At 62.9% G+C, this 15,287-nt stretch carries 14 protein-coding genes; 7 read left to right on the top strand and 7 right to left on the bottom strand.

The features are described from left to right. Positions 1 to 112 precede the first annotated feature (112 nt). The 3 genes from ABZ942_RS02040 to ABZ942_RS02030 form a co-directional block, all read right to left on the bottom strand. A complete protein-coding gene (locus tag ABZ942_RS02040) occupies positions 113 to 1,942 on the bottom strand; it encodes a DEAD/DEAH box helicase (protein WP_357378114.1) in 1,830 nt (609 codons plus the stop codon). A 29-nt stretch (positions 1,943 to 1,971) separates the two neighbouring features. Continuing rightward, on the bottom strand, positions 1,972 to 3,405 hold the full coding sequence (locus tag ABZ942_RS02035) for a transcriptional regulator (protein WP_357378112.1): 1,434 nt from the start codon (positions 3,403 to 3,405) through the stop codon (positions 1,972 to 1,974). Between the two features lie 89 nt (positions 3,406 to 3,494). Further along, positions 3,495 to 4,190, bottom strand: a complete 696-nt coding sequence (locus ABZ942_RS02030) for a hypothetical protein (protein WP_357378110.1) — start codon at positions 4,188 to 4,190, stop codon at positions 3,495 to 3,497. Between the two features lie 309 nt (positions 4,191 to 4,499). Between ABZ942_RS02030 and ABZ942_RS02025 the strand changes: the two genes are divergently transcribed. After that, entirely contained in the window at positions 4,500 to 5,270 is a 771-nt protein-coding gene (locus tag ABZ942_RS02025; protein WP_357378108.1) for a hypothetical protein, read from the top strand. Positions 5,271 to 5,313: 43 nt separating this feature from the next. On the opposite strand, the gene ABZ942_RS02020 is transcribed toward ABZ942_RS02025, so the two are convergent. Continuing rightward, on the bottom strand, positions 5,314 to 6,090 hold the full coding sequence (locus ABZ942_RS02020) for an NgoMIV family type II restriction endonuclease (RefSeq protein ID WP_357378106.1): 777 nt from the start codon (positions 6,088 to 6,090) through the stop codon (positions 5,314 to 5,316). 36 nt (positions 6,091 to 6,126) lie between these two features. Then, positions 6,127 to 6,630, bottom strand: a complete 504-nt coding sequence (locus ABZ942_RS02015; protein WP_357378104.1) for a very short patch repair endonuclease — start codon at positions 6,628 to 6,630, stop codon at positions 6,127 to 6,129. A 205-nt stretch (positions 6,631 to 6,835) separates the two neighbouring features. On the opposite strand from ABZ942_RS02015, the gene dcm reads away from it, so the two are divergent. Next, positions 6,836 to 8,164 (top strand): DNA (cytosine-5-)-methyltransferase, encoded by a 1,329-nt coding sequence (dcm, locus tag ABZ942_RS02010; protein WP_357378102.1) that lies wholly within the window; start codon positions 6,836 to 6,838, stop codon positions 8,162 to 8,164. A 126-nt stretch (positions 8,165 to 8,290) separates the two neighbouring features. Here the strand turns inward: dcm and ABZ942_RS02005 are convergent, their stop codons facing one another. After that, on the bottom strand, positions 8,291 to 9,712 hold the full coding sequence (locus ABZ942_RS02005; RefSeq protein WP_357378100.1) for a VWA domain-containing protein: 1,422 nt from the start codon (positions 9,710 to 9,712) through the stop codon (positions 8,291 to 8,293). A 293-nt stretch (positions 9,713 to 10,005) separates the two neighbouring features. On the opposite strand from ABZ942_RS02005, the gene ABZ942_RS02000 reads away from it, so the two are divergent. Continuing rightward, entirely contained in the window at positions 10,006 to 10,410 is a 405-nt protein-coding gene (locus ABZ942_RS02000) for a hypothetical protein (protein ID WP_357378098.1), read from the top strand. Positions 10,411 to 10,418: 8 nt separating this feature from the next. On the opposite strand, the gene ABZ942_RS01995 is transcribed toward ABZ942_RS02000, so the two are convergent. After that, complete coding sequence (locus ABZ942_RS01995) at positions 10,419 to 11,297, bottom strand: MoxR family ATPase (RefSeq protein ID WP_357378096.1); 879 nt, start codon at positions 11,295 to 11,297, stop codon at positions 10,419 to 10,421. 93 nt (positions 11,298 to 11,390) lie between these two features. Between ABZ942_RS01995 and ABZ942_RS01990 the strand changes: the two genes are divergently transcribed. The 4 genes from ABZ942_RS01990 (at position 11,391) to ABZ942_RS01975 (ending at position 15,246) form a co-directional block, all read left to right on the top strand. Continuing rightward, positions 11,391 to 11,810: a PPOX class F420-dependent oxidoreductase gene (locus ABZ942_RS01990; RefSeq protein WP_357378094.1), complete on the top strand. Its 420-nt coding sequence runs from the start codon at positions 11,391 to 11,393 to the stop codon at positions 11,808 to 11,810. A 275-nt stretch (positions 11,811 to 12,085) separates the two neighbouring features. Next, on the top strand, positions 12,086 to 13,096 hold the full coding sequence (locus ABZ942_RS01985) for a zinc-binding dehydrogenase (protein ID WP_357378092.1): 1,011 nt from the start codon (positions 12,086 to 12,088) through the stop codon (positions 13,094 to 13,096). Positions 13,097 to 13,111: 15 nt separating this feature from the next. Beyond that, positions 13,112 to 14,332 carry a cation:proton antiporter gene (locus tag ABZ942_RS01980; protein WP_357378090.1) on the top strand — a complete coding sequence of 407 codons (1,221 nt, stop codon included), beginning with the start codon at positions 13,112 to 13,114 and terminating at the stop codon, positions 14,330 to 14,332. Positions 14,333 to 14,946: 614 nt separating this feature from the next. Continuing rightward, positions 14,947 to 15,246: a hypothetical protein gene (locus ABZ942_RS01975; RefSeq protein ID WP_357378088.1), complete on the top strand. Its 300-nt coding sequence runs from the start codon at positions 14,947 to 14,949 to the stop codon at positions 15,244 to 15,246. Positions 15,247 to 15,287 lie beyond the last annotated feature (41 nt).

The raw sequence follows: 15,287 nt of genomic DNA, 5'->3' as shown, positions 1-15,287 counted from the left end.
ATTTCGTTGTGGCCTCTGCGGGCCACGCAACAACCGTGATGCTCGAATGTTGTTGGCAGCGAGTAGTGCCGCGCTGTACAGATCGCATCGCGTGCGATTGCAGCGAGAACCGTCAGGGGCTCGCCGACTTGGACGCCGCCCGGTCGGCAGGCGCATCGAGATGCCGTAAGAGTGCGCGCACATCTGCTGCATCCATCCCGACACCAGCTGCCGGCTCCTCCTGTAGATCGGCAAGCTGCTGTACACCTGGGTCATCGAGGATGCGGCCCATGAACTCCAGCTTCTCGTCCAGCCTTAGCTTCACAACCTCGTCCACCGTGCCGCGGGTCACAAGGATGGTCACCCTGGTCTCGGTGCCGGGGGCAAGGCCGAGGCGGTGAATGCGGTCCAGGCTCTGCAGGAACCGCCCGGCCATAAAGTCACGGTCTACATAGACGGCATCGTGACAGACCTGATGCAAGCTGATGCCCTCGCCGAGGGTGGCTGGATTTGAGATCAGGACATGGCAGTCGGGATCCTGACGGAAGCGACGTAGTTGGTCATCGCGGTCGACGGTGCCCCCGTAGACCAGTGCTGGGTTATAGCCTTCGAGCAGCTTCTCCAAAGTTGTGAGACTACGTACGAACGTCGTCCAGACCAGGGTCTTACGACCGGCGGCAGTGTTATCGGCGACGATCTTCAGAGTCTCTTGATACTTAGGTGAGAACTCGAGGCGTGGGAGCTTCTGCAGAAGCTCGAAGAGCGAATCGCCAGGATGTGGATCCAATGGAGGGAGCTGGTACTCGAGCGGTTCGTACTGGCTCGCTCCTTCCAAAAGCAATGCAGGACTGATCGCCGCCATCAGCAGCCGCAGCATCGCCCGGCCCAGTGCCTCGATGCTGCCGCGCGAACCTTCTGCGCGAGCAGAGAAGTTGCCCTTGAGAGCCTCATAGACCTCGGCATGGACCGTTGGCATGTCCAGGTAACGGACCTTCGGTTCGAACGGTGGCAGACCGAGCTCATCCTTGGTCGTACGAGTGAACAACGGACGAAGCACCGAGCTCGCATACGCGAGGTCGCCGCCACCTACCGCCTCGGTCACCACACGTTTACCGTGGCCCGGCCATACAAATGACAGAAGGTTCTCCAGGTCCTTCGCTCCGTTGGGGGCCGGCGTGCCGGTGAGTATCAATCGCCTGGCCGCCAGCGGGCCGAGTGCCAGGCACGAGGCACCGTAAGTGCCGCTGGCCCCGAGCTTCATTCGATGAGCCTCGTCCAGCACGACCATCGAGGGCCCTGCGCGCAGCCACGCCGCGAGGCCGCTCAACGAGCGATCCAGCCGCTCGTAGTTCACGATGCGTAGCTCGGCGAGTGGGTCATCCGAATGCCCCGTCACCGCGATTCGCAGTGCATCTTTGAAGCAGGCCGAGCTCTCGAACTCCCACGACTCATAAGCCGACTTCGGTCCAACGACCAATAGCCGCTGCGCTTCTCCACGCTCGCGCATCGCGGCGTAGATCGCGAGTGCCACCCGCGTCTTACCCGCGCCAGGAACACTGAAGTTGGCGCCGTGGCGCAACGACAGCAGCCGGGCAATGTCACGTTGCTGGAACGCCGTGAGATTGGCGGTCCATTCCGTGCCCAGCAACCCGGCGACATCATCCGGCTGTACGGCGTCGATAGCGCTTTGCGCAAGCCCACCATCAAGGCTGCGCTCCACAGTTTCAGAATCATCGAGCACACCATTGATGAGCGCCATGAGGTCCGTATCCCAGTCGACGCCGGGATGGGACCAGGTGGACAGCTCGCTGAGGTTGACCAGGAAATCATCGAGGTCGACCTCTGCAGACAAAAGCCCGCGGTGGCCGCTTGTTGTAATCCGCGCGGTCAGCCGGGCGAAGTCTGCCTGGAAAGCGGGCAGGCTACGCAGTTCTACACGCGTGCGGGTTACGTCGAAGCCCAACCGCAAGGAGGGCGTTCCTTCCCGACTACTCACGGCTGCGGCTGCCTCACGGCAACCGCCTCAATCAGCCACGCCAAACCATTCCCTGGCAGATCTATGCTTCGCTGCGCCTCGATCCCAAGCTTGCTCATGACAATGCGAAGCTGATCGAGCGCGTCATCGAACGCTCCCTCGTCGAGGCTGGCATTGCCCCGGGACAGCACCAGGTCCGTGATGGACTGTTCCAGGTCCCTGCAAGCATCGTTGATCCTGTCCGGGGCGGCCAGACGCTTCTTCCGCAGCCGGGCATCCCGACCCGCAGTGTCGATGGCATCGTTAAACGCATCCTTGTATGAATCAATGATCGCCACAGCAGCAGACCGATCGGCGGGGGTTGCTGCGTCGCCGGCCGCCTCGACTGCCTTCGCCTGGAGCAGGGTGTCGGTGACCGCCCGCGCGGCGGCAACATTCGCTCCCCCCGCCTTGACTGTCCGGTTCAGCCCGGGAATTGTCACGGCTGCGGGCGCAGCAGACTCAGCTACCTTGAACTCGTCGGGCAGTGTTTTCTCCAGGTAGCGGCTATGAAAATCTGCCTCGATATATCGGACGTCGGTCTTGGCGAGTTCGAGTACGATCGCCGCCAACCGCGCTTCCTTCAGCAGGTCGGCCCTTTCCTTGCTCCTTTTGTGTTCCTCGATGTACGCACGGTGGAGCTCTTCGAGTTTTCCCTGTCCCCCTTCGAGATCCATGAGCCGCAGGGATGCCCCACCCGTGGTGATGCTGCGCTGGATTACATCCTGCAGTAGTGCGAGGACCCAGAGATCGCGCTCGCAGGACTTCGTGGTGGTGTGGAACGCTTTGGCGATCAGCGACAGGTCGCGATGGAGCTGGACTCTCTGCTCATCGATGGCAAGCAGCCGGTTGATGTAGGAGTATTCGCGTCGCTTGTCGGGGCGCAACTGCAACGACAGCTCGACATCATTGATGTCCTCCCATGTGCAGGACTCCGGCAGAACGCCCACACGCATGCTGGTGGTGGTCTTGAGTTCCCGAAGCGCCGCGCAGCGAGTATTGCCATTGACAAGAATCCCGTCACGCGTGATCAACCCGGGTTCGTTCTGTTTATGTTCCTCGAGGCTTTTCTTCAGATCATTGAAGGCTGGATCGCGGTGATCGGGCTCCGACGGCCGGACCGTCAGCAGATGCTGCAAATAGTCCTGACTCTCCGGGCGCCAAGGATCCGTTGCCAGGACAGCATCGCGATCTGGATCAAGACTGCGCTGTGCGCGGATACGATGCGTGCTGGGGTTATAGAACAGAGAATCCAGCGGAATGTCGATGACCGCTATGTGTCGAGGCCGACCACGCCACTCAACCGTCAGAGTCTCAGCGACTCCGATGTTCTCACGTTGTTCCTTCAGTCGCTGCTCGACCAGCGAACGGGTAGTGGCGGCGCTCGGAGGGACTCCGAAGTCCGTGAACATATCTGGATTCTCCTCAAGTGTAGAAACAAGGCTGGAGGTGCCGGGAACCCGCAGCAGTCTGACGCGGCGGCGATGCGATGATCGTTCCCTTACACAGAACTACTCCTTGTGCGCCCTAACACCTCTCGAACCTTGTCCCTGGAGTCCGCCGGCAACGTCCGGTATGCCGCCCATAGGGCTTCCGCATCGCTGAAGCTCCGGGCATCTTGCTCAACCCAACCCGCCAGCATCTTCTGCTCGTAGACGGGCAATTGGTCGACGCGTGCTAGCACGTCGCCTAGGTCCGCAGTCAAGTCCCGCCCCCCGACTCGGCAGCGGTTGCACTCGATCACCAGCTGCACACTGACCTCGCCGGTGGCCATCCGGACCCGACGGCGAGCAACATCGAGCTGCGACGCGACATACGTGCCGGCATACTGCTCGCCAGGGCCGATTCCACAGGAACGACACTTGTGGCCGTCGCGCATCATCAGGGCGTGGCGTTCGGCAGCGGTGACCGTGACACCGACCTTCCTTGTCGCCTTGCCCGGCTCCCACACGGGATCCCCTTGTTTGACGAACCGTTGCTCGTGTGAGCCCAGGGCTGGGTCTTCGCGGTTGGTGTCGATGCGCCAGCCGAAGTCACGCAGGTCACGCATACGACGATCGATCTGCGATGTCCCGGGGAATGCCTCGCGAAGCTGTGACTTCGTGAACATCTCGCCGACCCCGATGTTCTGCACCAGCCACAGCGCCACTCGCTTCATGGCGCCGAGCTGGGAATCTTCCCACGACGGCACAGACATGTGAAACCACCTTTCAAGTCGATGACGAGCCGGACCCCGTGCAAGCGCCGCCAACTGGGCCCTGCTCACCGATGTCGGCGTCCCCCAACTACTGAACAGCATCAGCTCCCGAATCGGGAGTGTGACGGTGTCCCAGTACGAAAGCAGGACAACCGGATGCAAGTAACGACCGATGGCCGTACCGACCGTGTCCCACGTTCTGCTGTCCAGAAATCAGGACAGAGAAAGCATGCGATACCTATTTGCCGGGAACCTTCCAGGAAGGACAATGTCAAGGTTCGTCCAGACAACTGCGATGGAGGAGAATCGTTGCCACAGCTTTGGAAGTTTGATGACCTCAACAGAGACAAGCTGTCCCGTGGGTGGCCGGAGCTCGCCGAGGCGATACGTGTCCTGATTCGTCAGACCGGCCTCTCGTGCAAAGCAATCGAAGAGGCCATCAAGAAGAAGCTGGCCGATCTGCGGGATGAAGGACGGCAGGACTGGGCCGAGCTCAAGAAGGGGTACCTGTCCAAGTCCGTTCTAGCCGACCTGGCCAACGGCAATCGAAAGCGCTCACCGAAGAAGGCACCGCTCAGAGAGCTGCACTGCCTCGCGTTGGCCAACGCTGCCCCGGACGAGCAGGTCATTATGTGGGAAGAACTCGAACGGCTCCGGAAGAATGCGGGGGCTAAGCCGGCTGAAACCACTCCCGCCGTCGCTGCGGGTGTTGCGCCGGTCCCCAGTCTGGAAGGGGACCGGCGCAACAACCTGACCGTCGATGTGGCATGGCCGCCTGCCAAAGACCTGGGTGTCTACATCTCTACCGGCAAACTCGAGCGCGCCAACAGTCTCATCCGCCATGTGGGCACTGAAGCCGCCCCTGTAGAGGCGGCGAGTGCGATCGCCTCCTGCCGGATTTTGGGGCTGCACGACGCGGCTGAAGGCATCTCCAGCTATGCAGAAACCCGACCTGACCTCGATGTACTACACATCTTGCACTCGCTCAAGCAACAGGGCAGGCATGCTGATGCCGACGCTTTGCTTGACCGAGTGCTCGCCCGCACTAGAGCGAATGACACATTTCCCCGCGCCAGCTAACGGCTTTGCTAACCGCCCTCGGCGGCGTGACAACAATGAGCGATTACCAGTCCACCAATGACTTGGCCAGGTGCCGGTAGTCGAGCAATCGCCCCTGCTTGGTTACCTCATCCCACGCTGCCTGCTGTTCCGAACTACCGTATGCAGCAACAGCATCGGCCAGCTCGTCGTAGGCGATGTGGTACGTCGCATCGACCTCGCCTGTTCCCTGTGCGATCGAGGCAAGCCGTGTCGGCAACGGTTCGGCCGTCACAGTCACCAGGTGTGGCAAGCGCCCGCGTCTGTGCCTGATCATGTTGCTGTTCTCGTGGCGGATGTTCTGAACTCGGTCAGACCGAATCGTCCACTTGCACGCGATCGCGGCGTGCAGCCATGGGTGCTTTGTGCTGGTCGGTGTTCCGAGCAGCCCAACGAGCACGTCAGGTTTGATCAAATAGTCGGTCCCCAGCGTCACCCGGAGATTCGGATCTTGGGCGATCGCAGCCTTAATGCCGGCTAGATGTTGATATTGCGCGTACCCGACGATGCTCTTGCCGCGGGCAAAGTCCCACTTCCGACGCGGATCTAACAACGGCAGCTCGTTGGCCAAGTTCGTGAGCACTTGCACCTCTAGTAGCCTGCCCGGATTCGTCGGCGGCACATCCGGTGCCGTCTCAACCAAGTTCGGGTTCGGATTGCCCAGCTGCTCGAGGACATGTGCTGCGAGCCGCAAGCTCGTCGGGTTGTCGACGTCCGCAGAGTTGGGAACCCACTCCCAGTCGAGCTTGTTCTTCTGGCTCGACTTCCAACCCAGCAACTCTGTCCTGAACGAGGCGCTCACAGCTGGCAAATCTAGCTTGTCCGGAGCGTCCGTCGATCAACTTCTCGCTGATCCCATATGATCGCTCACATGTTCGGCTCCGTCCTCCAAGAGGCTGGTGACTGCAGTCACACTGTTCTCCAGAGTCTCGTGTTCCCACAGTCGAACCACCTGCCAACCCGCCTCCGCCAGGGCGACATCCGCGGCACGGTCGCGTTCGATGTTCCGGCGAAGCTTTGGCGCCCAATACCATTCGTTGGTCGTCGGCTGCCGACCATGCACAGGACACACATGCCAGAAGCAGCCGTCAACGAAGACCGCGACCTTACGAGCTGTGAAGACGATGTCAGGTCGGACCTTCATCGATCCGAGGTCGAGCCTGAAGTCCTTGCGGTAGCGATACCCCAGCCGATGCAGTGCACTGCGCAGCGCGATCTCCGGTTTGGTGCCGGTTCGGCGGTTGGCCCGCATGTTGCGGGAACGGCCCTCGTTGAGCGGAGCCGGGTAACGGCCACGTTCGTGGGCCTTCCTCCTGGCACTTTCCGATCGTCCTTCAGCCACTTCTGTCCCAGTTCGAGCCGTCCGAATGTAGTACGGAAAGATACTCCCGCACAGACCACTACCCGCCCCTGGCCCCCACACCGAAAGGCATCAGCGTGACCGCTCTTCGCGTTGCAGACAGTTGCGCCAGCAAACAGAGCTTCGGGGGCGGAGTGACCGTGGTCCACATGGCGAGCGCGCCGACTTGCGGCAATGGGGCCAGGACATGACCCGAGGTGTATCGAAGCGCACCACCGCACCATCAACGGTTCCCGAGTTCACCTCGATCGAGATCTGCGCCGGCGCGGGCGGGCAGGCCGTCGGCCTGCATCAGGCAGGCTTCGGCCATTTAGCGTTGGTCGAGATCGATCAGTATGCAGCCAAGACCCTCGAACTCAACATCGAGGACCACCGGTTGTGGGCTTGGGAGCGAGAGAACTGCGACATACTCGGAACCGACGTTAATGAGTTCAATCCCCATGATCCCAAAATAATGAAAAAGAGTCTCGAGCTGCTCCAGCAGCGCGGGCTAGATCTTCTGGCCGGCGGGGTACCTTGCCCGCCGTTCTCCCACGCAGGAAAACAATTGGGCGAAAACGACGAGCGAGACCTCTTTCCTCGAATGCTAGAATTGGTCGAGATCCTCAAACCACGAGCAGTAATGATCGAGAATGTCCGCGGTCTAATGGATCCCAAATTCGAAGAATATCGAGGCCGAATCAAGCGCAGGCTGAAAAGTCTCGGCTATAGTGAGCCTGCATGGGGCGTACTAGAAGCCGCCAACTTTGGCGTACCACAACTTCGACCTCGCGCCATCCTGGTCGCGTTTCGCAAAGAGATCCTGAGTGGTCTCAAGTATGAATTGCCCACAGGAACACATAGAGAACCAGTCAGTGTCCTGAAAAGTCTTGAGCCATCGATGCGTGAACGTTTCGAAGCTTACTTCGATGGTGATCGCTCGGAGGCAGCTCACACTGCTTTCGAACGGTGGTACGACAAGGCAAAGGCTCGCGAGACTGAGCTCAAAGGCAAGGGGGGAGCTGTCGCCCCCACGCTCGTTGGCGGGTCGAAGAAGCACGGTGGTGCAGACCTCGGACCGAGTCGAGCGAAAAGCGCATGGAAGCAGTTGGGCATCTCAGGCATGGGTGTCGCCAACGACATCAAGACCTGCGCAGAGAAACAGACTGAGAACCGAGATCTTTTCGGCCCTGATGGCCCGATGCTCACGGTGCGGCAGGCCGCCATCATTCAAGGTTTTCCGCTCGAATGGGACTTCTCAGGCGGAAAGACGGCGCAATACCGCCAGGTAGGGAATGCGTTCCCGCCACCTGTGGCTAAGGCGGTGGGAGAGTCAATAATCAACGTTCTGAAAGCAGCGCGAGAACGTGAACAGAGCATTAGCGAACCGGTCGACATCCAGGAGCGCCGCCGTAATCGAAAGTCTTCAGGACCCGCGCGACCAAAGCGTCAGGTGAAGAGCGCGCCTATTTCTGAAAACTCCCCCCAAGGCCAGTTCGACCTATGGCCTATAGAGGATGCGACAGCACAACGCTAATCCTATGGATTGACTCTTATCTGATGGCAGGCAGTTGCGGACCTCGCACCTATCGAGGAACGCGGTCTCGACAAGCCGCTTAGGTGGATCGTGGGATGTGATGAGGCGGCAATATCCGAATTCTCATCACGCCGGCAAGAGTCGGCCGACGACTTCGGCCAGCTGTTTGACGTTGCGGCATTCGTGCATGGTGATGTGGTCGGCGTAGGTGTGGGCGGCGGAGTCGCCGGTGGACCAGGAGCGGGAGGGTTCTGGGTTTAGCCAGTAGGCGTGTTTGGCTCTGTCGCACATTGTTTGGAGGGCGGGGAGGTTGGGGTCGGTGCGGTTGGTGCGGGCGTCGCCGAGGATAAGCAGTGAGGTTCGCGGGCCAAGTGCGTCGATGTAGTTGTCGGTGAAGCCCTGGAGGGCTTCACCGTAGTTGCTGCTGCCGTAGCGGGCGACGTTGGAGGCTCGGACTATTCGGGCGGCGAGGCCGGAGGTGGGTGGTTCGCCGGGGGTGAAGTAGTCGGTGATTTCGTCGCAGGTGTCGACGAAGCCGAAGCTGCGGACCTTGGTGAATTGGTCTTGGAGGGCTTGGATTAGTTGGAGGGTGAATTCGGCGAAGCCGGTCACTGAGCCGGAGAGGTCGGCTAGGACTACCAGGTCGGGGCGGCCGTGTTTGCGGGAGCGGAGGACGGGGGTGATGGGGACGCCGCCGGTGGACATGGAGTGGCGGAGGGTGCGGCGCATGTCTATTTGGCCGCGGACGGATTTGCGGCGGCGGGCGGCTAGGCGGGTGGCCAGTTTGCGGGCCAAAGGGGTTACTAGGCGGCGCATTTCGGCTAGGTCTTGTTCGCGGGCACCTAGGAAATCGATTTGGTCGGGGCTGGAGTCGACGCCGCGGCGGGCGATGTATTCGGTGCCGCGCAGTTGGGCGGAGCGTAGGCGGGCCTCAGTTTGGACGGCGGTGCGGAATTGAGTGAGGCGGCGGTTGGCTTCGATGGTGCGGACGGCGGCATCGAGTTCGGTTGCGCCGCTTGTGTTTGCGACTATGCGGGCGAGGAGGTCGTCTGGGTTCAAGGCTCGCATGGTCAGGTAGGAGGACCAGCCTGCGCCGGAGGCGGTGGTGACGGGGGTGTCGGACTGGCCGGTGCCCGCTCCCCCGTACGCGCCGAGTTCGGTCAGGGCTTGGCGGGCGAGGTCGGTGGCGGCGGACGGGTCGTCCTCGATGAGCGCGGCGGCCAGTCGATCTCGCAGTGAATCAATGGATTCCGGCGTCGCGGGCACCGTCGGCTGCGGCTGTTCAGTGGTCAGGAAGTAGAGATCGAAGAGTTGGTCGAAGACGGCGCGCTGACCGTTGCGACGGAGTAGGCAGGCGGCCATCCCCGAGCGCAGTCGGTTTCGGTCGGACAGTCCGAGGGCGAGCATTGCCTCTGCGGCGTCGATGGTTTCGCTGGGGCCCGCAGTGATTCCGTGGTCGCGGAGTAATCCGACGAACTCGACGAGGCGGTCGGTGATCGTGTCGGAGGGCTGTTGCGGAGCAGTTGGCCCGCGGTGGGTAGACGTCATACCGCTGCCTCCATTCGGACCATGGTGGTCGGGGACGACATGAATCGCTCGGCCACGCGGTGATCGACGGTCTCCGCACTGCCACGGCCTCCTGCCCGCGTCATGGCGTTCAGCGCGGACAACACGGGTTTGGCTGCGTTGCGAGCGGCGGTCGCATTGCCCAACGCCCTGGATTCCGGCAGGAACGCCGAAAACTCGGTGTTGGCTGGGTGCGAGGTCGGGAGCCAGCCGGGTGAGGCGCTGATGATGTTGTGATGATCGGCACGGCAAGCTGGCGCTTTAGCGTGGGATCTATGAAGCGAGTTCTGTTCACGTTCTTGGCCGTCACAGCCACCCTGCTGACGGGCATCGGGCCCGCCCATGCGGATTCCACCTCTGGAAGCTGCTCCGGGTCGGCGGGGTCTCGAGGCTACTTTTACGCGCATACGTACCAGTCCGCGTTCCCTGACTTCGACGGCACCGTCGGTTCTTGGGAGACCCACGACTTCTCTTTCATGGGCTTCCTCGATGCCGCCGAGAACGCGCGCATGTTGGGTGCTCGGGACAGCAAGTGGGTCATCTACCGCGCTAGCGACTTCGATCTCGCCGTGCCGTACGTCGAAGGTGCCGGATTGTTCTTGCTCGAAAGTCGGGGCTATTCCAGCAATCTCGACGATCGCAACGGCAATTTCGAATGGGTCAAACTCTGCGACTACTGAGCGTCCGCTCACCGCTCCGTCCCCTCATCGGAGTCCAGGGACAGGCGTTCGGACGCAATGCGGTGGTCTGCTTGGTATTTCAGCAGCACGCCGAGGGTGGAGCGGACCACTCCCCCGGTCAGCGAACGGGTGCCGAGAGCGACGAGAGTTCTTGCCCAGTCGATGGTTTCGGCGATGGAGGGCGGTTTGCGGAGGGAGAGTTCGCGGAGGGCGCCGACGACACGGACGACCGGTTCGCCTAATGCTTCGTCCAGTTCGGGGACCTTCATGCGGACGATGGCTCGTTCCAATTCGGCTGTGGGGTAGTCGATGTGGAGGTAGAGGCAGCGGCGCTTCAACGCTTCGGAGAGGTCGCGGTTGGCGTTGGAGGTGACTATGACGAAGGGTTTGCGGACGGCGGTGATGGTGCCGAGTTCGGGGATGCTCACCTGGTAATCGCCGAGCACCTCGAGCAACAGTCCTTCGAGTTCCACGTCGGCCTTGTCGAGTTCATCGATGAGCAGAACGGTGGGGCTCGGGTTGCGGATGGCGGCGAGCAGGGGGCGGGCGAGCAGGAATTCTTCGGTGAAGACGTGGTCGCGGGTGCTGTCCCAGGCCTCGCGCTCGGAGGTGATGCGGAGCAGCTGTTTGGCGTGGTTCCACTCGTAGAGGGCGCGGGCCTCGTCGATGCCTTCGTAGCATTGCAGGCGGATGAGGCCGGCGGTGGACGCGGTGGTGACGGCCTTGGCCAGCTCTGTTTTGCCCACGCCCGCGGGCCCCTCGATGAGGAGGGGCTTGCCGAGGTGGTCGGCGAGGAAGACGGCGGTGGCGATGTCGATGGACGGGAGGTACCCGGCATCGGTGAGCCGCCCGGTCACCTCGTCGACGGAGCCGAAGAACTTACTCATCAGTAAGAGTCTAGATCGCCTGGGTCGGGTGGCTTGGATTCGCGGCGCGGCAGGTATTGATCTGAACTGGGATTGAGGTTCTAGGGTCGCGATATGAGTTTCACCGACGTCGAACGTGCCTACCTCGCCGGCCAGAAGTTGGCCCGGCTCGCTACCGTCTCCGCGAAGGGGGGCCCGCAGATCATCCCGCTCGGCTTCCGCCTCAACTCCGACGACACCATCGATATCGGCGGGCCGAATCATGCTGCGTCACAGCGGTATCGAAACATTCTGGCCAACCCGCTGGTCAGCCTCCTGATCGACGATATGACGCCCGACGAACCGGGAGCGGTCAAGCCCGGCTGGGGACGTGGAGTCGAGATCCGCGGCGTGGTGGAGACGCTGACGGTGGACGTCCCGCCGGTCGCGCCCGAATGGTTCTCCAACGACATCATCCGAATCCATCCCCGCCGCATCCGCAGCTGGCATCTCGACCCGGCCAACCCTGACGGCGGTGCACGCAACGTCGAATAGGCCGCTCTGCGCAAACGGCAAGTCTCTCCCTTCGCGCCCTCAATGGCGCCAGTCGAGGATTCGCCCCGCGCGACCGATCATGTGAGATCCCCCGAACCCGGCGAACACATCACCAGCGATCACGATCGTCGAAAACGACGCGGCCGGAGGCGCCGACCCCACTACTCCCATGATCAACGGGACATAATGGAGCCCGCACAACGACCACCATGTCCCGTTGATCTTGTTTGATAGCGTCGTCAGCCTCGCCTTTCACTATCCGCGGAGGATCTCGCATGGAAACGATGCTGGCGGCCCGGCTGCATCTCCCCTCACACACCTTGTCCATGGAGCAGGTCCCGAAGCCGGTGCCCGGCGCGGGTGAGGTCCTGGTCAAGGTCGAAGCCGCCGGGGTATGCCTCTCGGACGTGCACCTCATCGACGGTGGCCTGCAACCGCAGCTGCTCGCGGGCGACACGGTCACCCTCGGACACGAGGTCGCCGGGACGATCGCGGAGGTAGGGCCCGACGTCACGGAACTCGCCGTGGCCGATCGGGTGGCGTTGCAAGCGGGCGAGCTGCGCAAGGGCGTGGTCTACACGCGCGGCGTCGACTACGACGGCGGGTGGGCCGAATACGCGCTCGCCACAGCCGAGTCCGTGATCCGGATACCGGACAGCCTGCCGTTCGAGCAGGCGGCGATCATCCCGGATGCGGTCTCGACGCCGTGGGCCGCGATCACCGCGACCGGCGACGTCCGCCCCGCGCAGGCCGTCGCGGTGTGGGGTATCGGCGGGCTGGGCGCGCATGCGGTGCAGTTGCTGCGCATCGTCGGCGCCTATCCGATCATCGCGGTCGACCCGAATGCCGCCGCCCGGGAACGGGCCGTCGAGTTCGGGGCCGACCTGGCGCTCGATGCTGGCGACCCGGAGCTGGCAAAGAAGATCAAGCAGGCCACCGGCGGCACGGGAATCGATGTCGCGTTCGACTTCGCGGGCGTGCCCGCCGTGCGCGAGCAGGCGATCCGCGTGCTGGCGCTCCAGGGGCGGCTTGTGCTGGTCGGCATCGTCAACGAGCCCCTCACCATCAATTACAGCGCGCCATTCGTGGTCGCCCAGCAACAGATTCGCGGACACTACGGTTCCGGCCCCACCCACGTACCGCAGCTGATTCGGCTGACCGCCGGTGGGCGCCTTGACCTTTCGCGTTCGATCAGTGGGGTGTTCCCGCTGGCCGACGCGCCCGCTGTCGTCGACCGGCTCGTCCGTAAAGAGGGCGATCCGATCCGACTCATCCTGCGTCCCTGACGGATCGGGAGTCCCATGTTCATCGCGATCGCGGCCACGATGACGGTCATCCTCATCTGGTCCTGCCTGTCCCGCTCGATGGCCCGCTGGAAGGTGACCGCGCCGCTGGCCATGGTGGTGGTCGGCGCGGTGGTGAGCTGGAGCAGCGATCACTGGCTGACGACCGCGGTCAACACCGATTCGGCGCAGCGAGTCGTCGAATTCATCTTGGCGCTGTTCCTTTTCACCGACGCGACCGAAGTGCGCGAAGGACTGTCCGGCCGTCGGCACACCGGAATCTTCCGGCTGCTGTTCATTGCCTTTCCGCTGAGTCTCGCCGCCGCCTATCTGCTGGGATTCGCGCTGCTGCCGGGCATTTCGTGGACGGTGATCCTGCTGATCGCCTGCATCGTCGTCCCGATCGACCTGGTGCCCGCGCAGGCGATCGTGCGGGATCTGCGGGTGCCGGAACGGGTTCGGCACGCACTCAACGTGGAGAGCGGATTCAACGACGGACTCGTCGCGCCGATCTTCCTGTTCGCCCTGGCCGCCGCGGAAGCGAGCGCGGAGTCGGATCAGGCGTTGCACGCGCTCGGCCAGGCGGTGCCCGCGGTGGTGAAGTCGGTGCTCATCGGCCTGCCGATCGGCGCACTGGCCGGATATTGCATGTCGGTGGCGGCCCGCAAACGGTGGACGGACGCGCGGGCCGTGCGCATCGGGACGATCGCGATTCCCGTGCTGACCTACAGCGTCGCGGTGTGGTTGGACGGCAACGGCTTTGTGGCGGCCTTCCTCGCGGGCCTCGCGTACAGCACGCTGCGCCGCGAATTGCCGGGCGAGCCACTGCAATCGACCGAGGATGTCGCCGAGTTCGCCGGGCTGGCAATGTGGTTCGCGGTCGGGAACGTCGCCGCGGCGACGTTCGGCTGGCTGAGCTGGCAGGTCGTCGTGTACGGACTGCTCGCGTTGACGGTCGTTCGCCTGGTTCCGGTCGGGCTGTCGTTGCTCGGGTCGCCGTTCACGCAGCGCGAGCGGCTGATGATCGGACTGCTTGGTCCGCGCGGTGTCGCCTCGATCGTGTTCGCGCTACTCGCCTTCAATGGACTGCACAACGACGAGGACGCGTTCCTCGTGATCGGCGTGACATTGGTGGTGGTCGTGGGCAGCGTCGTCTTGCATGGAATCGGCGCCCCGCTGGTCGCCGAGCATCTGGGAAAGCGGCGGCGCGACAATGCGATCGGCGCAGTGCACGACTGACAGTGTCTTGCTGGTGGCATTCCTAGCACGTTTCTGTTCATCCGTGTCAGTCCGCGGATGATCCGAGCCGAAGCGCCTAGGCACACTGGCGCCACCCATCGGGCTACCGAAGGAGCGTCGCAAGTACAGCGGCGGACGGGACCGCTGCCCGTGAATTCACGGCGCACGACGCGGTGGCGGCCGTCCTATAACGAGTGGCTGCAAACGTCGGCCCCCATCGTGCACCACTCGACGTAGCATCCTGCGGAGCTGAGGTATGTCGAGGGCGACGGCCCCGATGCGGTCCCAGCCGGGATACCACCGTAACCCCGATAGCGTGCCCCTGACACCGGTGCCATCGATATTCGGGGCCCGTTGCGGCACTGAGGGTTAACCCCTAATACCTCAGGTTGAAAATTTCCGTAGACGGGCCAACACCCGTGACCTTTCGGGCGAAGTGCGCGAGAGTGAGACCGTGCAGTCGGTGCTGTGCCGGGTATGCCGGGGGCGCTCGCAAGGCAGCGGCGACACAGTTGTCCCGACCTGTCGGCGAGGCGCGCCATGGTGCGCGATCACGTGGGCAGACCGCAGCGGGGGATGGTGAACGCGCAGTTCACCGCAGAGTGAAAGGATCCATGTTGTTCTCCACAACCAAGTCCACGACTTCGCGCCGCATGCTGGCCCGAGTGGCCATTGCCGGCGCGATCGTCGCGGTTCCGTTGACCGCGTTGGCCATTCCCGCGTCGGCCGACGCACAGCTCGGTGTACCAGGCGTCACGGAAGTCCGGCATCACCATCCGCGCCACGATCCCAATTGCGACTTCGGCCCGTTCAAGGACTGGCGCTGCAACAACGGCCCGTTCGCCGATCGCGGCCAGGATCCGTTCTGGCAGTTCCGCCAGAACCGTCCGCATGGGCTGTTCGGCAGCAGCTAGCGCGTTTCGGCCCGGCACCGTAGTGGGGCCGGGCCGTTCAG

Source organism: Nocardia sp. NPDC046473 (genome assembly GCF_040645995.1).
Lineage (GTDB): Bacteria > Actinomycetota > Actinomycetes > Mycobacteriales > Mycobacteriaceae > Nocardia.
The sequence above is the reverse complement of the archived record's forward strand: the minus strand, read 5'-3'. Positions and strand labels throughout refer to the sequence as shown.